This window comes from Mesorhizobium denitrificans, assembly GCF_003403035.1.
GTDB lineage: Bacteria > Pseudomonadota > Alphaproteobacteria > Rhizobiales > Rhizobiaceae > Mesorhizobium_G > Mesorhizobium_G denitrificans.
In genome coordinates this window covers 54,831-74,508 of record NZ_QURN01000001.1, presented here as the reverse complement: position 1 = coordinate 74,508, position 19,678 = coordinate 54,831, and the positions used below count along the sequence as shown (strand labels likewise).

The 19,678-nt window shown below is 58.5% G+C and carries 18 protein-coding genes and 1 tRNA gene; 12 read left to right on the top strand and 7 right to left on the bottom strand.

The features are described from left to right. Positions 1 to 102 precede the first annotated feature (102 nt). Together DY251_RS00365 and lepA are read left to right on the top strand one after the other, a co-directional pair. The gene (locus DY251_RS00365) at positions 103 to 2,247 is read left to right on the top strand and encodes a transglycosylase domain-containing protein (protein WP_116621866.1); all 2,145 of its coding nucleotides are present in this window, start codon (positions 103 to 105) and stop codon (positions 2,245 to 2,247) included. Positions 2,248 to 2,344: 97 nt separating this feature from the next. Beyond that, positions 2,345 to 4,159 (top strand): translation elongation factor 4, encoded by a 1,815-nt coding sequence (lepA, locus tag DY251_RS00360; RefSeq protein WP_116622255.1) that lies wholly within the window; start codon positions 2,345 to 2,347, stop codon positions 4,157 to 4,159. Positions 4,160 to 4,165: 6 nt separating this feature from the next. Here lepA and DY251_RS00355 read toward each other — a convergent pair whose 3' ends face one another. Then, the gene (locus tag DY251_RS00355; RefSeq protein ID WP_116621865.1) at positions 4,166 to 5,071 is read right to left on the bottom strand and encodes a class I SAM-dependent methyltransferase; all 906 of its coding nucleotides are present in this window, start codon (positions 5,069 to 5,071) and stop codon (positions 4,166 to 4,168) included. Between the two features lie 75 nt (positions 5,072 to 5,146). On the opposite strand from DY251_RS00355, the gene DY251_RS00350 reads away from it, so the two are divergent. After that, a complete protein-coding gene (locus DY251_RS00350) occupies positions 5,147 to 6,157 on the top strand; it encodes a ligase-associated DNA damage response exonuclease (protein ID WP_116621864.1) in 1,011 nt (336 codons plus the stop codon). After that, positions 6,157 to 7,755 (top strand): cisplatin damage response ATP-dependent DNA ligase, encoded by a 1,599-nt coding sequence (locus DY251_RS00345; protein WP_116621863.1) that lies wholly within the window; start codon positions 6,157 to 6,159, stop codon positions 7,753 to 7,755. Before DY251_RS00350 ends, DY251_RS00345 begins: the two co-directional genes overlap by 1 nt. Positions 7,756 to 7,758: 3 nt before the next feature. On the opposite strand, the gene DY251_RS00340 is transcribed toward DY251_RS00345, so the two are convergent. Continuing rightward, positions 7,759 to 9,036 (bottom strand): hypothetical protein, encoded by a 1,278-nt coding sequence (locus tag DY251_RS00340; protein ID WP_116621862.1) that lies wholly within the window; start codon positions 9,034 to 9,036, stop codon positions 7,759 to 7,761. Positions 9,037 to 9,302: 266 nt separating this feature from the next. Between DY251_RS00340 and DY251_RS00335 the strand changes: the two genes are divergently transcribed. Beyond that, positions 9,303 to 9,378: transfer RNA gene (locus DY251_RS00335), tRNA-Thr, on the top strand. A gap of 446 nt (positions 9,379 to 9,824) precedes the next feature. After that, on the top strand, positions 9,825 to 11,087 hold the full coding sequence (locus DY251_RS00330) for a site-2 protease family protein (RefSeq protein ID WP_116621861.1): 1,263 nt from the start codon (positions 9,825 to 9,827) through the stop codon (positions 11,085 to 11,087). Positions 11,088 to 11,093: 6 nt separating this feature from the next. Here the strand turns inward: DY251_RS00330 and DY251_RS00325 are convergent, their stop codons facing one another. From DY251_RS00325 to DY251_RS00315, 3 genes are read right to left on the bottom strand one after another with little or no spacing between them, the layout of a single operon-like run. Next, on the bottom strand, positions 11,094 to 12,131 hold the full coding sequence (locus tag DY251_RS00325) for a histidine kinase dimerization/phosphoacceptor domain -containing protein (RefSeq protein WP_116621860.1): 1,038 nt from the start codon (positions 12,129 to 12,131) through the stop codon (positions 11,094 to 11,096). Then, positions 12,131 to 12,577 carry a response regulator gene (locus DY251_RS00320; RefSeq protein ID WP_116621859.1) on the bottom strand — a complete coding sequence of 149 codons (447 nt, stop codon included), beginning with the start codon at positions 12,575 to 12,577 and terminating at the stop codon, positions 12,131 to 12,133. The genes DY251_RS00325 and DY251_RS00320 overlap by 1 nt, the downstream gene beginning before the upstream one ends. Then, positions 12,574 to 14,064: a sensor histidine kinase gene (locus DY251_RS00315; RefSeq protein WP_245415800.1), complete on the bottom strand. Its 1,491-nt coding sequence runs from the start codon at positions 14,062 to 14,064 to the stop codon at positions 12,574 to 12,576. The genes DY251_RS00320 and DY251_RS00315 overlap by 4 nt, the downstream gene beginning before the upstream one ends. Before the next feature lie 323 nt (positions 14,065 to 14,387). Between DY251_RS00315 and DY251_RS21390 the strand changes: the two genes are divergently transcribed. The 6 genes from DY251_RS21390 (at position 14,388) to DY251_RS00290 (ending at position 17,644) form a co-directional block, all read left to right on the top strand. Continuing rightward, positions 14,388 to 14,540, top strand: a complete 153-nt coding sequence (locus DY251_RS21390) for a hypothetical protein (RefSeq protein ID WP_158553199.1) — start codon at positions 14,388 to 14,390, stop codon at positions 14,538 to 14,540. A 127-nt stretch (positions 14,541 to 14,667) separates the two neighbouring features. Then, complete coding sequence (locus DY251_RS00310; RefSeq protein ID WP_116621858.1) at positions 14,668 to 15,876, top strand: MFS transporter; 1,209 nt, start codon at positions 14,668 to 14,670, stop codon at positions 15,874 to 15,876. A gap of 80 nt (positions 15,877 to 15,956) precedes the next feature. Continuing rightward, the gene (locus DY251_RS00305) at positions 15,957 to 16,319 is read left to right on the top strand and encodes an ArsR/SmtB family transcription factor (RefSeq protein WP_116621857.1); all 363 of its coding nucleotides are present in this window, start codon (positions 15,957 to 15,959) and stop codon (positions 16,317 to 16,319) included. Beyond that, positions 16,316 to 16,849, top strand: a complete 534-nt coding sequence (locus tag DY251_RS00300) for an SRPBCC family protein (protein WP_116621856.1) — start codon at positions 16,316 to 16,318, stop codon at positions 16,847 to 16,849. Before DY251_RS00305 ends, DY251_RS00300 begins: the two co-directional genes overlap by 4 nt. A gap of 62 nt (positions 16,850 to 16,911) precedes the next feature. Continuing rightward, the gene (locus tag DY251_RS00295; protein ID WP_116621855.1) at positions 16,912 to 17,208 is read left to right on the top strand and encodes an alkylphosphonate utilization protein; all 297 of its coding nucleotides are present in this window, start codon (positions 16,912 to 16,914) and stop codon (positions 17,206 to 17,208) included. Between the two features lie 169 nt (positions 17,209 to 17,377). After that, a complete protein-coding gene (locus DY251_RS00290) occupies positions 17,378 to 17,644 on the top strand; it encodes a hypothetical protein (protein WP_116621854.1) in 267 nt (88 codons plus the stop codon). A 52-nt stretch (positions 17,645 to 17,696) separates the two neighbouring features. Here the strand turns inward: DY251_RS00290 and DY251_RS00285 are convergent, their stop codons facing one another. Together DY251_RS00285 and DY251_RS00280 are read right to left on the bottom strand one after the other, a co-directional pair. Then, positions 17,697 to 18,008 (bottom strand): sunset domain-containing protein, encoded by a 312-nt coding sequence (locus DY251_RS00285; RefSeq protein ID WP_137113302.1) that lies wholly within the window; start codon positions 18,006 to 18,008, stop codon positions 17,697 to 17,699. Between the two features lie 186 nt (positions 18,009 to 18,194). Continuing rightward, a complete protein-coding gene (locus tag DY251_RS00280) occupies positions 18,195 to 18,968 on the bottom strand; it encodes a LuxR family transcriptional regulator (protein ID WP_116621852.1) in 774 nt (257 codons plus the stop codon). Positions 18,969 to 19,678 lie beyond the last annotated feature (710 nt).

Genomic DNA, 19,678 nt, shown 5'->3' with positions numbered 1-19,678 from the left:
TGCGCGGCGGCATGTTCGCCGCGCACCTTCCTTTAACCCCCCCTTAAATCGCCGCAATTAACCTTCACCGACGCGCCAAAGCGTGATGGGCAAAGGGTTGGCATGGCCAAACGGGGCGGCAACAAGCGGGTAGATCCCAGTTTCGATGAGCCGCATCGGGCATCGCCCAGCCGCTTCGCCGTAAGCGAGGACGATCGGGTCGTGCCTTCAGGTCGCCGGAAAAAACGTAGCAAAAAGGCGGCTCGCGCATCGCGAAAGACGCGGCGCAGGAGCAGCGTGGGCCTTTTGGGCAGGCTCGTTTACTGGTGCTTCGTACTGTGCATCTGGCTGGGAATCGGCGGCATCGGGCTGGTGGCCTATTATGGCGCGCAGATGCCGAGCGCCACCACATGGGCGGTGCCGGAGCGACCGCCAAACGTCAAAATCATTACCGTAGACAATAAACTTTTAGCGAATCGCGGCGTGACCGGCGGCGAAGCCATCGGCCTGCACGAGATGTCGCCTTACATTCCGCAGGCCGTTATTGCCATCGAAGATCGGCGGTTCTACTCACATTTCGGCATTGATCCGCTGGGCGTTGGGCGCGCATTTGCCTCGAACGTTCTGGGCGGTCGGCTTTCGCAAGGAGGCTCGACGCTGACGCAGCAGCTTGCCAAAAACCTGTTCCTGAAACCGGATCGCACGGTTGAGCGCAAGGTGCAGGAATTGCTACTCGCGGTGTGGCTGGAGCAGACCTACACCAAGGACCAGATACTCGAAATGTATCTGAACCGGGTTTATTTCGGGTCGGGTGCATATGGCGTGGAAGCCGCTTCGCGCCGCTATTTCGGCAAGTCCGCGCGCAATGTGACGCTGGCGGAAGCTGCATTGCTGGCGGGGCTGCTGAAAGCTCCATCCAAGCTTTCGCCCGCGCGCGACCCGGATGCTGCGAACGACCGCGCCGAAGTGGTGCTGGCGGCCATGCGCGATCAAGGCATGATTGGCGCCAAGGAACTTTCGCTGGCGATGAAGGCGACGCCAACGCGCGCTGCTTCTTATTGGAGCGGTTCCGAAAATTACGTAGCCGACTATATTATGGATCAGCTTCCCGACCTGATTGGCGAAGTGCGCACCGATATTGTCGTGCAATCGACCATCGATCTGAATTTGCAGAAGCTGGCGGAAAATTCGATCCGCGAGTTGATTGCGGAGAATGGCAAGAAGCTGAATGTGAGTCAGGGCGCGCTGGTTTCGCTCGACAATACGGGCGCGGTGCGCGCGATGGTGGGCGGATATGACTATGCCGCCAGCCAGTTTGACCGCGCATCGGAAGCGAAGCGCCAGCCGGGATCGGCGTTCAAGCCATTTGTTTATCTGGCGGCAGTGGAGCACGGCTCGACGCCGGATTCGGTGCGCAATGATGCGCCAATCCGAATCGGGAACTGGACGCCCCAGAACTACAAAGGCAAGTACTACGGACAGGTGACGCTAACGACCGCGCTGGCGAAATCGCTCAATTCGGTGGCGGCGCAGCTTGCGGTTCAGGTTGGCCCCGGCGCAGTGGTCGAGGCCGCGCATCGGCTCGGCATTCAATCCGATCTGCAGGCGAATACGTCTATCGCGCTCGGCACGTCCGAAGTGACGCCGCTCGAACTGACTGCCGCTTACGTGCCGTTTGCCAATGGCGGATACCGCCCCAAGGTGCATTTCATCACCAACATCACCACGACTGATGGAAAGCAGCTTTACCAAGCCTCGGCAGGCAACGCGCCACGCGTTCTCAAGCCCGAAGTGGTGGGCATGATGAACGCCATGATGCAGGAAACGATCAAGGATGGCACGGCAGGCAAGGCGGATTTCGGATGGCCGGCGGCGGGCAAGACAGGCACCAGCCAGAAATCCAAGGACGCATGGTTCATCGGCTATACGGCGAACCTGACCACGGGAGTGTGGTTCGGCAATGATGATGGTACGCCGACGAAGAACATTACGGGCGGATCGCTGCCGACACTTGCGTGGAACCACTTTATGGCCGCCGCGCATGAAGGCGTGCCCGTGCGGAAACTGCCGGGTGAGTGGTATCCGACACCTGTGCCATCCGTCGATGTGGGCGAGCCTGTGGCCGACGCGGGCGGCGGCAATGGCGTGATGCGCTCTCAACGCGCCAGCGATGTGCCGACCGGTTCGATCCGGCGACCCTCCGCTGATGTCGGCGGCCCCAAGGTAAGGCGCGAGAAGTCGCTGCTGGATATTATTCTGGGAAACTGAAGCGGAGCGAAGCGCAACAATTTCGACCTCTGCGGAATTTTAGCCAAAATACCACTTGCCCTTGCGTTTTGGCGCTTCCCTGCTAAAGCCCGGCACCATGACGACGCCGATCTCTCATATCCGCAACTTCTCCATCGTCGCGCATATCGACCACGGGAAGTCCACCCTCGCCGACCGGCTCATTCAGATGACCGGCGCTCTTGATGCACGCGAAATGGCGGGCAAGGAGCAGGTGCTCGACAATATGGATATTGAGCGCGAGCGCGGTATCACCATCAAGGCGCAGACCGTGCGGCTGAACTACACCGCGAAAAACGGTGAAGACTATATTCTGAACCTGATCGACACGCCCGGCCACGTGGACTTTGCCTACGAGGTTTCGCGCTCGCTCGCTGCCTGCGAAGGCTCGCTGCTGGTGGTGGACGCCAGCCAGGGCGTGGAAGCGCAGACGCTGGCGAATGTCTATCAGGCAATCGACAACAATCACGAAATCGTCGTGGTGCTGAACAAGATCGACCTGCCCGCAGCCGAACCGGAGCGCGTGAAGGAACAGATCGAGGAAGTGATCGGGCTGGACGCCAGCGATGCGGTGATGATTTCCGCCAAGACGGGTATCGGCATCGAGGACGTGCTCGAGGCCATCGTCGCCCGCCTGCCCGCGCCGCGCGTGGGCGATGCAACAAAGCCGCTGAAAGCCATGCTGGTCGATAGCTGGTACGACGCCTATCTGGGCGTGATCGTGCTGGTGCGCGTTATCGACGGCGTGCTGAAAAAGGGCCAGACCATCCGCATGATGGGAACCGGCGCGAGATACCCGGTTGAGCGCACAGGCTTCTTCACGCCCAAGATGATTCAGGCCGACGAGATTGGCCCCGGCGAATTTGGTTTCATTACCGCCTCGATCAAGGAAGTGGCGGACACGCGCGTTGGCGACACGATTACGGAAGATCGCAAGCCAACCGCCGAAGCGCTGCCCGGCTTCAAGCCGGCACAGCCGGTGGTGTTCTGCGGTCTGTTCCCGGTCGATGCGGCAGATTTCGAGGATTTGCGAGCGGCGGTGGGCAAGCTGCGCCTCAACGACGCGTCGTTCAGCTATGAAATGGAAACGTCTGCGGCGCTTGGCTTCGGCTTCCGCTGCGGCTTCCTCGGCCTGCTGCATCTGGAAATCATTCAGGAGCGGCTGGAGCGTGAATTCGATCTCGACCTGATCGCGACTGCGCCAAGCGTTGTCTATCGCATGAACCTGCTCGACGGCACGCAGAAGGAACTGCACAACCCGGCAGACATGCCCGACGTGATGAAGATCACGTCCATTGAAGAGCCGTGGATTCGCGCGACGATCCTGACGCCAGACGAATATCTGGGCTCGATCTTGAAGTTGTGCCAGGACCGGCGCGGCGTTCAGGTCGATCTGTCTTACGTCGGCAAGCGCGCGATGCTGGTCTATGATCTGCCGCTGAACGAAGTCGTGTTCGATTTCTATGACCGGCTGAAATCGATATCAAAGGGCTATGCATCGTTCGACTACCACCTGACCGACTACAAGGAAGGCGATCTGGTGAAGATGTCTATCCTCGTGAATGACGAGCCGGTGGATGCGCTTTCGATGCTGGTGCACCGGATGGCAGCGGAAAAGCGCGGGCGCACCATGTGCGAAAAGCTGAAAGAGCTGATCCCGCAGCATATGTTCAAGATTCCGATCCAGGCGGCGATTGGCGGGCGCATTATCGCGCGCGAAACGATCTCCGCGCTGCGCAAGGACGTGACCGCCAAATGCTATGGCGGCGACGTGACCCGCAAACGCAAACTTCTGGAAAAGCAGAAGGAAGGCAAGAAGCGGATGCGCCAGTTCGGCAAGGTCGATATTCCGCAGGAAGCGTTTATTCAGGCGCTCAAGATGGGCGACAACTGACCGACGCTATTGCTTGCGGGCGACCGTGAGGATGCCTTGAATGGGCGCGTTGCGGTCCGTGCGGATTGTTTCATTCGATATGGATGCTATGGCGTAGCCGTGGGTCGCGAGCAGGCGCTCGATATAGGCTTGGCTGTGCGAATAGCGGCGCGAGGCCAGCAGCACGAAATCTTCCGGCCCCTCGTGACGCTCTACAGAAAGGCCGAACAGACCGCCAGGTGACTGCATGGCGGCGACGCTTGCGACGATACCATCAAGCGCGCCGAGATACATGAAGACATCGGCGGCAGTGACAAGGCCTGCCGGAGCCGCGAATTGCGGCAGGTTTTGCAGGTCTGCTTTTTCCAGAAGATCGTAGACGGATTTGCCACGCGCCTTGCGCAGCATTTCGCCGGAGATGTCGAAGCCTTCGAGACGCGCCACATGCGGGCGCAAGCGCTCGCCCATCAGGCCGGTGCCGCAACCAAGGTCGCGCGCCAGGGCGAAGCTTTCGGGGTGGACTGCGGTGACTGCGCGCAGCATGAGATCGGGGACGCAATAGGCCAACTTTTCGACCAGCGATGAATCAAAGCGGTCGGCATATTGATCGAACAAAGCTTCGACAAAAGCACTTGGCGGTCTGTCGGTCTGAGGAGCCGCACCTACCAGCGACAGCTTGAGCGCTGCGCCTGCGCGATCTGCCGGATCGAGCCGCACAGCCATGCGCCATGCTTCGACGGCTTTATCTTGCTCTGCTGCGGCTTCGTGAAATTCTCCGAGGCGGAACCAGCCGAATGACCAGTCGGGCGCGCGTTCCAGCGCGTCCATCATCAGGGACGCTGCGGAGGCGAAATCGCCGTCGGCAAACAGCATTTCTGCATAATCGGCGCGACGGTCGGCCAGAATATCGTGGGAGGATGTGTCGATTGGCATGGCCGCTCTATGCGCTTGTCAGCAGGGTTTGCGCAATGGGCTTCAAACGTAGCGTGGAACACTTATCTTCAGAGGATGCGTCCTCGCGATCTTCTCCGTCCGCGCCCCGAAGGGCTCTATTGTCCGCCCGGCGATTTTTTCATCGATCCGGTGCGGCCTGTCGAGCGCGCGCTGATTACGCACGGCCACTCGGACCATGCGCGAGCGGGCCACACCAAGGTGCTGGCAACGCAGCAAACGCTGGACATTATGGGCTTGCGCTATGGAGAGGGTTTTGCCCGACAGACGCAGGCGATTGGACCGGGCGAGACGGTCGATGTCAACGGAGTGCGTGTGAGCTTTCACAATGCCGGGCATGTGCTGGGGTCAGCGCAGATATTGGTGGAGCATGGCGGCATGCGGATCGTTGCATCGGGCGATTACAAGCGCCAGCCAGACCCGACGTGCGCGCCGTTCGAAGTGGTGGCGTGCGATGTTTTCATCACCGAGGCGACATTTGGTCTGCCGGTGTTTCGCCACCCGCCAGCGAGCGAAGAAATCGCGCGGCTGCTGCGATCTGCAACGCAGTTTCCGGAGCGCGCGCATCTGGTTGGCGCCTATGCGCTGGGCAAGGCGCAGCGGGTTATCAAACTGATCCGCGAGGGTGGCTATGAAGCGCCGATCTATCTGCATGGCGCGCTGCAACGGCTTTGCGAATATTATGCCTCGCAAGGCATCGATCTTGGAGATTTGCAGCCGGCGACGGTCGAAAACAGCCGCAAAGGCGAGTTTGCAGGCGCGATTGTGATTGGCACGCCCTCGGCATTCGCGGACCGCTGGGCGCGGCGTTTTCCAGACCCGGTTTCAGCCTTCGCTTCCGGCTGGATGCGGATTCGCCAGCGCGCCAAGCAGCGCGGCGTCGAGTTGCCGCTGATTATCTCGGACCATTCGGACTGGGACGAACTGACTGCGACGATCATCGAAACGGGCGCGAGCGAAGTGTGGGTGACGCATGGGCGCGAGGAAGCGCTGGTGCGCTGGTGCGAACTGAACGGCATAGCCGCGCGTCCGCTGCACCTGGTCGGCTACGAGGACGAGGGCGACTGATGAAGCGCTTCGCCGAACTGCTCGACCGGCTGGTGCTGACGCCTTCCCGTAACGGGAAGCTGAAACTGCTGACCGACTATTTTCGAGTGGTCGAGGATCCTGACCGCGGGCTGGCGCTGGCTGCAATAACCGGCGATTTGAGTTTTGCTTCCGTAAAGCCTGCGATACTGCGCGCGCTGATAGCGGAGCGCATGGACCAGATATTGTTCGGCTATTCCTACGACTATGTGGGTGATCTGGCGGAGACTGTTTCGCTGGTTTGGCCACAAAACAAGGCGGAAGGCTCGCATGAACTGACGCTGACCGAGACGGTGGCGATGCTTCAGCGGGCGAGCCGGTCTGACGCGCCAAAGGTGCTCGCGACGCTGCTGGACCAAGCTGATGTTTCCTCTCGTTTCGCGATTATCAAGCTGGTGACGAGTGGCTTGCGGATAGGCGTTTCGGCGCGGCTGGCCAAGCAGTCACTGGCCGATCTGGGCGGCGTCGATGTTTCGGAAATCGAAGAAGTCTGGCACGGGCTGACGCCGCCCTATCTGGCGCTGTTTGCCTGGCTGGAGGGGCGAGTTCCACGGCCCGAGCGCGTGGCGGCGGCGCTGTTCCGCCCGGTGATGCTGGCACATCCCGTGGGCGACAATGATCTCGACAAGCTCGACCCGGCGGATTTTGCCGCCGAATGGAAATGGGACGGTATCCGCGTGCAGGTGGTGGCCGAGGGCGGTGTGCAGCGCCTCTATTCGCGCACGGGCGACGATATTTCCGGCGCTTTTCCTGACCTCCTTGAGGCGATGAACTTTGAAGGCGTGATCGACGGCGAATTGCTGGTGGGGAATCCGTTCGGCAAAACGGGTACGTTCTCCGATCTTCAGCAGCGACTGAACAGGAAGACCGTTTCGCCCAAAATGCAGAGCCAGTTCCCTGTCTTTGTGCGCGCCTACGATCTGTTGCAGCTTGGCAGCGATGATCTGCGCGCACTGACATATGTGGAGCGGCGCGACGTGCTTGGTGGATTTGTGACGACGCTCGACCCCGCGCGTTTCGACGTTTCACGCAATGTCGCCTTCGACGACTGGAATGAGCTGGAAGCGCTGAGACGCATGCCGCCACACCCTATCATCGAAGGCATAATGCTCAAGCGACTGGACTCGCCCTATCTTGCGGGAAGGCCGAAGGGGCCCTGGTTCAAATGGAAGCGCGATCCGCACACAATCGATGCTGTGTTGATGTATGCGCAACGCGGCCACGGCAAGCGCTCAAGCTATTATTCCGATTATACATTTGGCGTTTGGACGGGGGCGGAAGGCGCGGAGGAGCTCGTTCCGGTGGGCAAAGCCTATTTCGGCTTTACCGACGAGGAGCTTCGCCAGATCGACAAATATGTGCGCGATAACACGATTGAACGGTTCGGGCCAGTGCGCTCCGTGCGCGCCAATCGCACGCAAGGGCTGGTTCTGGAGGTGGCGTTTGAGGGGCTCAACCGCTCGACGCGGCACAAGTCCGGCATTGCCATGCGTTTTCCGCGCATCTCGCGGCTGCGGTGGGACAAGCCAGCCGGAGAGGCCGACCGGCTGGAAACGCTGGCCGACCTGCTCGACAAATAGCGTTTACGGTTGCACCGAGACTTTTACTTCATAAATGTCGACCGATTTGCCCTTGTTCTCAAAGTCGGAATTGATGGCAATGGTTCCCGCTGCGCCGGGTTTTTTGGCCGGCATGTCGATCTCAAACAGATAGTCGGCGCGCGCATTCCCGACCGCGTAGCGCTTGCGCCCGCAATCGCCAAGCTCACCGAAATTGCAGGTGACGGACATTTGCGTGTCCTGCCCTTCCTGCGCCTTGGCAACGATGTCGAACGTCGCGCGCTTGCCGGCGATCTGCTCAAGCACGCCGGGATTGACGTCAATCAATACCGCCGCGCCCGATTCACCAGATTTTATGCGCACGAAATTCTGGCCCTCATCATGCATCGCCTCGGCCGATGCATCCGAAGGTGCGCTCAGCGAATTCGCGTCGTTGCCGTTGAAGACTTCAATCCAGTCGCGAGAGGCATCTGCCTGACCCGGCTCAACCGGCGGCTCATCGGCACCCGGCTCGAAATCATCCGTTGGCGGCAATACGGTTCTGACCGGCTCCGACTGTGTGGTGTTGCCAAGCAGGCCAGTTTGCATGGCCCACCAGACGCCAATCGCCAGAATGGAAAAGAGCGTGACAGCCACGAACATAGCCGCCATCGGGCGACGACGGCGTTCCCGACCGGCAACGACGCGCTCAGTGGGGCGCACATCATCGGACACCACTTCCGGCTCCACGCGGCGCTCGGAAACCGGGATCACCGGCTCGAACTGTTCGGCCTGCGGCTCGGGTGCCGCATCTTCTACGGTAACTTCCGGCACAAAGGGCTCATAGGCCGGCGCTGGCGCCTCGACGACAGGCTCCGGTTCGACGCGCGGCTCCGGTGCTGGAGGTTCTGGCGCCTGGGGCGCAGGCACAGGAGGTGCCGCGGTTCTGGGTGCAGGCCCTACCGATACGATAGAAACTTCAGGCACCGGCGTTGCGCGCGGAGACAATACAGGCGCTTCTACAGGCGGATGAACAACACGCGGCGACTCGCTCGCGGCTTCAGTTGGCAGCGGCGGAACGGTGACCAGCAACGGGTCGGGCTGCGGTTCGCGAGGGTTTGTGAACTCTTGCTCGATATCGACGATTTTCGCCTGCAGGGATTTGCGGCGCTTGATAGCCGATTCAACCGTTACGCCGGGATTGGCTTGCAGAACACGATCCAACGCCGCAAAAGCCTGCCGATAGACCCGTTCCCTGAAGGCCTGATCGGAGGCGTCGCCCTTCTCGAATGCGTTACGGATCGCCTTTTCGATGACGTCCAAGAGCCGTCCCTCACATGCTTTGCGGCCAAGTCGAGCCTGTATACCCGAATCCTACTATACGAAAAATCAGCGAAAGGAAGCCGTCGCACCGTATGGAGCATGTGGATGGGGATAAGCTGCGGCAGAGATGCATCGCAAAATGCGCGCCGGAAGCGCCAGAAACGCGACAAATGCAGGATGTTTGCAAAGCGCGTTGTGGACGGCTTGATCTTGACGCGCAATGGGGCTATCAGGCGCGCATTCCGTTGCCACTTCGCTGGCACAGGGCCGCTTTAGCTCAGTTGGTAGAGCACATCATTCGTAATGATGGGGTCAGGTGTTCGAGTCACCTAAGCGGCACCAGTTTTATCAAGCAAAACGAGCCTCTACTCTTTCTTGCCGGCCAATCTCAATCGAGCGACTTCATTTTTGGAGTTGCTCACCTCGGGTATCCACGCCGTGCCGGCCAAATAAGAAGCCCGCCGCGTGCTACCCCGGCGGGCTTGCTCTCAGCACCGGGCGGGCATGGGGAACGGGCATCCGAGCAAACAAAATTTGCAGCCGGCCAACCAATTCCGCAATCTGTTCGTTGGGCCAAATATTGCCGGATATGCTTTGGGTGGTCGATTGTTTTCGGCTGTTCGACGCGTTCAACCGTCAGGAAAATACTCGCTCGGCAGACTCCGACGTGGATTGCTCCAGCCAACAACCCGCTGGATCCAGCAGCTTGCTTTGAGGGCGTCCTCGCGATGCTTTAATGCTTCGTCCATTCGCTGCCGTTAGGTTCGTGGCGGTTTGCGGATTGAAAAATGAAATTTGCAGTGATCCTTGGCGCGGCGGCGCTCGGCAATATTGTCCTGCTCTACGCACTGTTGGCGTGGCGTATCGGCGAAGTGACGCTGCGCATTCGCCGAACGATTGCGGCGCCGCGCGAGCGGCTTTGGAACGCTTTGTGGCCACTAGGCGAGACTGCCGGGTGGTCTGGACAGATCGTCGATGCGCGACCTCTCGGAGAGGACGGTGCCGAGATCGTTCTGTCATGGGAGGGGCGTGATGGTCTGCCGATTCGGCACACGCTTGCGTTTGAAGATGTCGCAGTCGGGGAGCGCTACACCAGCCGTGTGGTTGAGGATACCTCGCTTGATCCTGAATTCTGGCGGTCGTATCGACAGACAACGCGATTGACCGAGCGCCCCGAAGGCACAGAAGCTGAATTTATTCGGACTGATAGTTATCGCGGCCTGGCGTTTCTTATCTTTCGCTATTTCGCGATGCGCCGAGAAATTACCAAGCTGAAAGTTTGGGCCGAGACAGGGCGCTATGTGGCTGGCGGTCTCATCGAAAGGCCGATTATGCAGGTCGGTTTTGCGCTGTTGTCCGTGCTTATTTTCTGGCCGGGATTCGGGCTAAATGCAAAGGGCCTTGCGCTCGCGGTTATCCTGACGTTGGTCGTCGCGGTGCACGAACTCGGGCATATGGCTGCGTTTCGTGTCGTTGGGCACCGTAACACAAGGATGATCTTTGTCCCCGGCCTAGGCGGCATCGCAATCGGAGGACGTCCTTACGATACCCGCTTCGAAGTTGGATTTGTGGCCTTGATGGGAGCGGGGCTGTCTGCCTTTGTGGTAATCGTGGCGATGGGTGTTAGCCACATCGCGCACGATGCCGGACTAGCGCGCGTTTCGATTCTGGCCGTTGTATTCGTTGGCTGTGGAGCGTTGTTCAATCTCGCCAATTTGATACCGGTTTGGAAATTTGATGGTGGTCAGGTACTGAGGCAGGCCGTCGAGACGCCCCTGATGCGTGCGCTCAGTTCGTTTCTGCTGCTCGCCGCATTCATCGGATTAGGTGCGCGCGTCGGGTTTCCCCTCACAGCGCTGTTGGTCTGTGCAGCCGTTTTTGCCTTGTTGGGAATCATGACCTCGGGAAGCGGGGTTAAACCGCGCCACGAATTGAAGCCGATGCAAGGTATGGAGCAGACGGCGATCGGGCTCGGGCTGGTCGCGACATTTGCAGTACATGCCTTTGCGATCTTGTGGGCCGTCGATCAGATTACCGGCCGACTTCTGTAAACCTACTTATATCTCGAATTCGAAAGACGCGTCCGTGCCGACAGGTCGAGGCGCGTAAACCAGTTTCGTTTTAAGCGAGGTCATCATGGCCTTGACGATGCGCGTTCCGAGCCCAGTGCCTTGTACGGCGCCGGTGCCATCCCAACCGCTGCCCTCGTCAATGACCGATATTCTGGCGTGGTTGTCGGGCAGCAGGGACAGGGTGACATGTACACGGCCTGCCGATTGATCCGCATAAGCGTATTTGACCGCATTGGTGACGAGTTCGGTGACGGCCACTCCAATCGAGACCGCCTTGTCCGGCGACACATAGATCGAATCGCCTTCAAACTCGATGATGTTTTTGCGGCCATCAGCGGCGATGCTGCCCGCCAGATCCGAAACGAGGTCGCTCATGTATTCGTCGAGCGCGATCTTGCCGATGTCGGTCGAGCGGTAGAGACGCCGATGCACGCCGGAAATGGCCTTGATGCGAACTTCGGTTTCGCTAAGCGCATGTGCAGCGGCGGTGTCCTTTACCAACGACCCCTGCATGCGCACCAGCGATGCGACAAGGGCGAGGCTATTGGCAACGCGATGATTGACCTCGGAAAGCAACAATTCCGCACGCTCTCGCGCCTCGCGCATTTCCTGCTCTGCCAGTAATCGCGCGCGATTGAGCCGCGAGCGCTCCAATGCGGACTCGATTGCGTTGAACAGCAATTCCAGAAAATTGCCATCCGCTGTCTTCGACACATAGTCATATGCGCCAGCCTTAAGCGCGTTGACCGCAACTGCCGTTTCCGTGGAGCCGGTGACGTAAATGACTGGCGGAGCGGCGTCTATCTTTTCAAGCTCCTTGAGGAAAAGCAGTCCCGTGCCATCACCGAGATTATGATCCAGAACGATGAGGCTCGGCTCAAGCTGCGCGAGTTGTTCCATGCCCTCCGAAACGCTTTGAGCGTGCGTCAAACCATAACCCCGCCGCTGCGCAGCCTTTTCGATCAGGCGAACCAAAGTGGCGTCGTCATCGATGTAGAGAAGGTGGACAGGTATGTCTGGCATCAAACCGTCTGCGGAACTTGCATTACAGAAAAGAACAGTCCGAGCTGACGGATCGCATTCGCGAAACCCTCATAATTGACCGGCTTGGTAATGTAGACATTCGCGCCGAGATCATAGCAACGCTGAATTTCGCGGGCGTCATCCGTGGTCGTCAGCACCACAACCGGGGAAGGCCTGGTGTGCTTGTTCGCCTTGACGCGTTCGAGGATGTCAACGCCGGTCATGTCCGGCAGATTCAGGTCCAGCAGGATAAGCAGGTGGCGACCGGCGCTGACGTCGCCCGACCCATCTGGCCCGAGCAGATAGTTGAGCGCATCCGTACCGTTGGAAAAGGGAATGATGTCATTACTGACGCCGGCACGCCTGATATTCTTTTCGATGAGGCGCGCATGACCTTCGTCATCCTCGATCATAACAATGGTGACGGATTTGCCTTTATCGCTCATTGCTGTGTCCTTGCCGCGGTTCTTAATATTTCAGGCAGAGTGATCGTGAATGTTGTGCCTTCACCCAAGCGTGACGCAAGGGTGATCTCGCCACCGAGATTGCGGATTGCTGACCTGACATAGGCCAGCCCAATGCCCTCGCCCGCAACATTTTGCGTGCCGGACCTGCGAAACAGGTCGAAGACACGCTCGCTGTCATGGTCGGCAATTCCGCGTCCATTGTCTTCAATCTCGATGGCGATCCTGTGACCCGGTACGGGTTTCGTGCGGATATTGATGCGCAGCGGCCGATCCGGTTGGGCATATTTGACGGCGTTGTCGATCAGATTTCCGAGTACCTGCTCCAGCGAAAGCCGGTCTGAAACGATCTGCGATGCTCGCACATCAAGTACCGCTTCACCGCCAGACGCGTTGATCTGGTGCTGGACGGAATCGAGACATTGTTCGATGAGCGGCCGAAGCGTGATCGGCTCGGGAACCAATTCCCGGCGGCCCTCTCTCGACAGTTTCAAAATAGCGTTGATCAGGCCATCCATCTTCTTTGTCGAGGACCGGATAAAGCTGATGGCCTCCGGCAGATCCTCCGACGCGCTAATGCGCGCTTCCTCGTTTTCCAAGCCCCGAGCCTGTGCATCTTTCACCAATGTCTGGATCGGTGCGATGCTGGCCTCCAACTCGCTGGTGAAACCCATAATGTTGACCAGCGGGGCGCGCAGATCATGCGTCACGATATATGCGAAGCGCTGGATTTCTTCGTTGGCGCGTCCCAGTTCGACCGTGCGCTCCTTGATGCGCTCCTCCAGCCCTTCATTAAGCTCTTCGATTTCGACTTGTGCAGCGTTCAACTCGCGGGTGTAGCGCGCGAAAATCCAGATCGCGCCCGCAACGACAGAAACAATGATCAGCGCGCCGATGAGGGAAACGAATTGCAGCGCATTGAAGCTGCTTCTTTGTTCCGCGATGCTTTGCGCGAACCGCTTGTCGGCTGCGGCGATCATGATGTCGAACTGCGCGCTCGCATCGTCCATCAGCTTCTTGCCGACATCACTATCGACGATGGCCAGCGCTTCAACATGCTTGTTGTCGTTGACGAGGTTCACGGTTTGCGACAACTCCGCAAGCTTCGCGTCTATCGTTGATGAAAGATCATCGATCAGGGCGGCAGCAACCGCGTTGCTGCTCGCATGGTTGCGCAAAATTTCCAGCCGCTTCGGTATTTCGTTGCGCGCCGTCTCGAACGGCACAAGGTAACTCTTTTTGCTGGTGAGAAGGTAGCCTCGCTGCCCACTCTCCGCATCCTGAACCAGAGATCTGAGATCGACAATTGCGACGCGGGTTTCGCGAGCGCTGACGGCGGCATCGGCATACTCCGCCGTCTGATTCATCAGCCACGCCGTTGCACCAACGATGACAAATAGTGCAGCAAGCCCAATCGCGAAGAGGGCCGACGTCCACCCCACCATCGAACGGCGGCTTGTCACCGCCATCGAGCACCTGTCATCTGAATTGTTCCCTCAAAAGTGCAGCAACTGCATTTCGTGCAACCTACACAGAGCAGGACGTATGTTGCACTGTCATTTGATGACATACGCGATAATACTCACCCAGCACGCGCAATCTGGTGGTAGAGGCTATACCGCTATTTGCCGAATGGTAAGAACCGGCACACCGCGCGAAATAGAATGGATGTTATCTCGCGCTGACTTTCCGCATTATGTGACCATTGTGGCACTCATTGTGGTGGTGCTCTGGAAGTTCGCATAATCTTTCCCGCCATAAAAGCGCCGCCAGCCGCGCGCATTTGAGGCAAATGTCGCGAGCCAAAATCATTGGTCTGACCGTATTCGCCTTGCTGATTGCAGGGCTTGCTGCGCCGAGCCTTTCCATTATCGGTGACAACGCCGTCAGCATTATTGGCGATCAGGATGCAAACGCCTTTTCGGCCATTCACGCAGACGACTAGACGTCGATTTCGCCCATCGGGATTTGTTGGACATCGCATGTCGGCATAAGCTGCAGCCGAACGTCCTTGGTGCACCACGCGCCCAAAATCTGCTTTTTGGGCGCAACGGATCGGCCGGGAGAGAGACATGAGCAGTTCCTATCGATGGGTTATCGTCGCTGCTGGCGGCCTGCTGGGCTGCGTTGCAATTGGCGCAATGTTTTCACTGCCTGTTTTCCTGCGGCCAATGTCTGAGGAAACCGGCTGGTCCGTGACCGGCATTTCCACCGCCATGACGATTGGCTTTCTCGCCATGGCGGCGGCAAGCATGGTGTGGGGAAATCTCTCAGACCGGTTCGGTCCGCGCCCTGTGGTGCTGGCGGGTTCGATCGGACTTGCGGCAAGCCTGGCTCTCGCGAGCCGGTCGGGTTCGCTGATGCAGTTTCAGTTGCTGTTCGGCCTGTTGGTGGGGATATCCACCGCCGCCGTCTTTGCACCGATGATGGCGTGCGTGACCGGCTGGTTCGACACGCAGCGCGGGCTTGCTGTTTCACTCGTATCTGCAGGAATGGGCATGGCGCCAATGACGATGGCGCCGCTTGCGGCATGGCTGGTGACAACGAATGGCTGGCGGGAATCCATGCTGATTATTGCCGGGATCGCAGCCGTGCTGATGATACCCGCCGCGCTGCTGGTGCGCCGCCCGCCTGCGCTTGCAACCGTGGAAAACGAAGTTTCCGTGGTTGAGCCGCAGGGAGATATGACAGTCAGGGAGGCGGTGCGCTCGCCGCAATTCATAACCTTGATGCTGGCCAATTTCTTTTGCTGTGCGACACATTCCGGGCCGATATTCCACACGGTGAGCTATGCCGTGACCTGCGGCATTCCAATGATTGCAGCCGTGACAATCTACAGCGTGGAAGGTCTGGCCGGGATGGGAGGACGCATCGCGTTTGGCATTCTGGGCGACCGGTTTGGCGCACAGCGCGTGCTGGTGATCGGGCTGCTGGCGCAGGCGTTCGGTGTGCTGACCTATGTTTTCGTCTCGACGCTTGGGCCGTTTTATGCCGTGGCGGCGCTTGTCGGATTTATCTATGCGGGCACGATGCCGCTCTATGCCGTAATCATACGCGAGAATTTTCCGCTCAAGATGATGGGCACGATCATTGGCGGCACCGCAATGGCCGGTAGCCTTGGCATGTCTACGGGACCGATACTCGGCGGGCTGATCTATGACCGCTTCGACAGCTACGCGCTGATGTATATCGGTTCGTGGGGCATGGGGCTGGCGGCTGTGCTTATCCTCATGACGTTTCGCCCATTCCCTCAAAGACAGGCTACAATGGTTCCAGCCTGACTGGGCTCGCAGCGCAGCCTCCGTAAAAATATTCAACCACATGGTTGACTATTAATTGGGTTTCTTCTACATTCAACCACATGGTTGAATTAAATGAACATCGACTCGACACGCTGTTTCACGCTCTGGGCGATGCGACGAGACGTCAAATGCTCCACGAACTTGCCGAAGGCGAGCGAACGGTGAGCCAGCTTGCCGAGCCTTTCGCAATTTCGCTGGCGGCCGCTTCCAAGCATATCAAGGTGCTTGAAAATGCGGGCTTGATGAAGCGGGAGGTGCAAGGTCGCGTGCATATCTGCCGCCTTGAAGCAGGACCTTTAGCCAGCGCGCATGAGTGGCTGGCATTTTACGAGCAATTCTGGACCTCGCGGCTCAGCGCGCTCGACAAATTGTTGCGCGAAGATGCGCGCAAATCCTCGGAAAACAAGGGAGAAGACAAATGAACGCGATTGCCGCTATGGACGCCTATGGCGCCCTTTCCGAAGATTCGACGCTTACAATTCGCCGCGTGCTGCCCGGACCTATCGACCGCGTGTGGGCCTATGTGACCGAAAGCGACTTGCGCGCCAAATGGCTCGCGTCGGGCGCAATGACAATGAAAATTGGCGCGCCCTTCACACTGACGTGGCGCAATGATGAACTGACCACGCCGCCCGGAAAGCGCCCTGAAGGCTTCGGCGAAGAACACAGCATGGAATGCGAGATCACCGAACTCGACCCGCCGCACAAGATCGGCTTCACATGGGGAAGCACTGGCGGCGTGCTGATCGAGTTGGTGGAGCGCGAGAATTCCGTGCTGCTGACGCTCACGCATCGCCGCATACGTGACCGCAACGCTCTCGCGAACATCGCGCCGGGGTGGCACGCCCATCTGGATGTGCTTTTTGCAAAAATCGCGGGCAAGCCGACGGAGCCGTTCTGGGATCATTGGGGCAAGCTCAAGCACGATTATGCTGAGCGTATCGGCGGCTGACATTGCGCTTTGTCGATACTCGCCCTAGCTAGTCGGATTGATTCTGACAGGCAGAGACGAGCATGGGCGACGACGACTACGTATATGATGAAGTAACCGGAGAATGGCGTCCGGCCTCGGAAATGATTGCCGAAGCCGGGCGCAGCGCAGAGGTTCGTGACGCATCAGGCAATGTGCTTGCCGATGGCGATTCGGTCGTTCTGGTCAAAGACCTGAAAGTGAAAGGCGCTGGCCAGACGCTGAAGCAGGGGACCGTGATCCGCTCGATCCGTCTGACCGACAACCCGGAAGAGATCGATTGCCGTCACGACACCATCAAGGGCTTGGTGCTGCGAACGGAATTCGTGCGAAAGCGATAGCGCCTTCCTGAAATCAGGCTGCACGTCGGCTGGCGATCCACCGCTCTGCAACTACGCAATGAGGGGCGGTTGGCGGGTAGTGTGCGAAAACGATGTGCCCGTCGTCTAACTTGGCTTCGCGACAGGGCGGGCAATAGAAATACGGCTTCAGGTCTTCAGAGGAGGCGCCGTGCTCGGCACCAAGATAGCGCGCCACCACAACGAGATTGATCTGAACGTTGTGATTGCATCCCGTGTGGGTGCAGTGCGCCCGGATCTGGTAGCCAACATTGATATGCTCGCCAATCGTTTTCACGTCGCTGGCGTCTTCAATTTCGGGCAATGGAAAGAGAGTTTTCGACATGCCTTAGACTATGCGCTCGGCGCGGCGAACCGTCATGCGCGACGATTGGCGCAGCTACGCGACCGTGCGGATTGCGCACTGCGCCGATTGTAGCGGAAGTTAAGGCTTGATTCGCCTATTGGTTGCCAAGACGATATTATATGTTTCAGACCTTGGACCGCCGCCAGCCGGCTCGCCGGGCTTCCACTTCCGAACAGAAATAACGTTCGCCGTAAATGCTGCTTACGATTGTCTTGTTGTAATAGCGCTGGCCCGGCATGTGATAGATGCGCTCACCCGTGACGCTGATGTTGCCTTTGATGTTGCACGCCACACCGATCTTGCGGGCCATCGTTTCACCGCCTTTGATCAGGTGAACCGCGCTGGCACCGGCATCGCCATTGCCAGCGACAAAACCCATGCCCGCCGCTCCTAACAGCAGCAATGCGATTGGCAGGGGTGTGAGTTTTGTACTCATGGTGCATGATATGCCACCAGTGATTGCAGGCCGCTAAAAACGGTTGCGCAAATTTTAAGAAGCTGGCGGATTTCGCCTGATGCATTTTAAAATTTCAGCGCCCGTTGGCCGCTGCGCAATATGCATAAACCGGCCCGGACATTGCTGTCCGGACCGGCCTGGGAGGTCTTTCAGATAAAGTTCAGATCAAACGCGCGCAGCGGACATGTCGCTCGGAAACATGTCGTTGATCTTGCACGCGACTTCCGTGCGATTGGTTGCCTTCAGCTTCCGCATGATGTTGCGGATATGAACCTTGACGGTGCTTTCGCGCAGGTCGAGTTCATAAGCGATGATCTTGTTCGCCTTGCCGCGGCGCAGTGCTTCCACGACTTCCGTCTGGCGCCCGGTGAACATGCCTGCCATCTGGCGCGCTGCTTCGTTTTGCGTTGTCAGCATCTGGCGAACGCCCATGACGCTGCTGGCCGGGACGAACACGCCGCCGGCGAGTGCCAGCCCGATAGCCTCGACGCAAACCGTGATGCCTACAGACGTCGGGATATAGCTGCGCGCACCGAGTTCAAGCGCTTTAAGGATCTGCGCGAGATCGTCGGTGTCAGCCAGCACGATGACAGGGATCGACTTGAATTCGCTGGCAAGCTTCGCCAGTTCTTCGCCTACGCCCGGCTCGGTCACGCGGCGTCCGCCGATGTTGAACAGGATGGCAGAATACTGCGAATGATTGTCGCGCGCCTGCTTCCAGTCCTGGATTGACGCGAATGGTGTGATTTCGGTCGTTGCATCATGGGCACGCATGCCCTGTGCGAAGCACTCACGATCCAGCGCGCGCGGATCGATCAGCGCCAGAACGCGACTGTGACCCTGATCGACGGCAACCGGATGTTCAATTGCCCGTAGCTGATTGGGAGCGATCGAAAGAAAATCGTTCGACTTGATTGTTGCTGTGTTTGCGATGCCCATTGCCCTTACCCCGTTTGTCTCTTTGGTTTTGCACAAGTGGGGAAGCGATAGGCAATGCGCAGCTTTCCGAGATGTGCCGCCGCCAGTTGGCAACATCACCAGAACCGTTTTTCAACAATGTGCGAATTGCTTGGCCTTACGCCGTATTTCGACTTACCGCCCCGCCCGTATTTCCGTAGTCAGTAGCTAAGCTCCATGATCCTGATATACGATAATCTATCTACTCCTACCCCCATCGGCATTAACACAGATCAATCGGGCTAGATAATTTCTACGCCGCGTAGCCAATGGTAAACCAACGGTAACCGCAGCCATTGCACGCGGGTGTATCGCGTCGCACTTGGAAGCCAGAAGCAAAAAAGCCCGGTCGAAACCGGGCTTTTTGATTCGCTGTGATGCGAAGTAGAAATTGGTGCCAGAAAAGGCGTCGAACTTATGACCTAAGACTATGATATAAAATCAGATTTTTCCGTGTGATTTACGAAATACCAACAAACATACCAACACATCAAAATCCGTCTTGCCTTCCAAGCCGTCGTCCTTCGACCAATAATACATGCGACGGCGCGCCGCACTCTGCTATGAAAGATAGACCGCCAGCTTCGCATTCCATTCACTCATAAGGATCAGCGTGGCCTCTACCGTCTCACCGTTCTTCTGCACAAGCTCTAACGTGCCGGCCGGAACTCTGTCGTCCCTAGCGAAGTTTT

What these genes read in the sequence shown, in the direction of transcription:
- DY251_RS00365 (WP_116621866.1), top strand. Translation starts at nt 103, where the DNA reads ATGGCCAAACGGGGCGGCAACAAGCGGGTAGATCCCAGTTTCGATGAG.
- lepA (WP_116622255.1), top strand. Translation starts at nt 2,345, where the DNA reads ATGACGACGCCGATCTCTCATATCCGCAACTTCTCCATCGTCGCGCAT.
- DY251_RS00355 (WP_116621865.1), bottom strand. Translation starts at nt 5,071, where the DNA reads ATGCCAATCGACACATCCTCCCACGATATTCTGGCCGACCGTCGCGCC.
- DY251_RS00350 (WP_116621864.1), top strand. Translation starts at nt 5,147, where the DNA reads ATGCGTCCTCGCGATCTTCTCCGTCCGCGCCCCGAAGGGCTCTATTGT.
- DY251_RS00345 (WP_116621863.1), top strand. Translation starts at nt 6,157, where the DNA reads ATGAAGCGCTTCGCCGAACTGCTCGACCGGCTGGTGCTGACGCCTTCC.
- DY251_RS00330 (WP_116621861.1), top strand. Translation starts at nt 9,825, where the DNA reads ATGAAATTTGCAGTGATCCTTGGCGCGGCGGCGCTCGGCAATATTGTC.
- DY251_RS00325 (WP_116621860.1), bottom strand. Translation starts at nt 12,131, where the DNA reads ATGCCAGACATACCTGTCCACCTTCTCTACATCGATGACGACGCCACT.
- DY251_RS00320 (WP_116621859.1), bottom strand. Translation starts at nt 12,577, where the DNA reads ATGAGCGATAAAGGCAAATCCGTCACCATTGTTATGATCGAGGATGAC.
- DY251_RS00315 (WP_245415800.1), bottom strand. Translation starts at nt 14,064, where the DNA reads ATGGCGGTGACAAGCCGCCGTTCGATGGTGGGGTGGACGTCGGCCCTC.
- DY251_RS21390 (WP_158553199.1), top strand. Translation starts at nt 14,388, where the DNA reads ATGTCGCGAGCCAAAATCATTGGTCTGACCGTATTCGCCTTGCTGATT.
- DY251_RS00310 (WP_116621858.1), top strand. Translation starts at nt 14,668, where the DNA reads ATGAGCAGTTCCTATCGATGGGTTATCGTCGCTGCTGGCGGCCTGCTG.
- DY251_RS00305 (WP_116621857.1), top strand. Translation starts at nt 15,957, where the DNA reads ATGGTTGAATTAAATGAACATCGACTCGACACGCTGTTTCACGCTCTG.
- DY251_RS00300 (WP_116621856.1), top strand. Translation starts at nt 16,316, where the DNA reads ATGAACGCGATTGCCGCTATGGACGCCTATGGCGCCCTTTCCGAAGAT.
- DY251_RS00295 (WP_116621855.1), top strand. Translation starts at nt 16,912, where the DNA reads ATGGGCGACGACGACTACGTATATGATGAAGTAACCGGAGAATGGCGT.
- DY251_RS00285 (WP_137113302.1), bottom strand. Translation starts at nt 18,008, where the DNA reads ATGAGTACAAAACTCACACCCCTGCCAATCGCATTGCTGCTGTTAGGA.
- DY251_RS00280 (WP_116621852.1), bottom strand. Translation starts at nt 18,968, where the DNA reads ATGGGCATCGCAAACACAGCAACAATCAAGTCGAACGATTTTCTTTCG.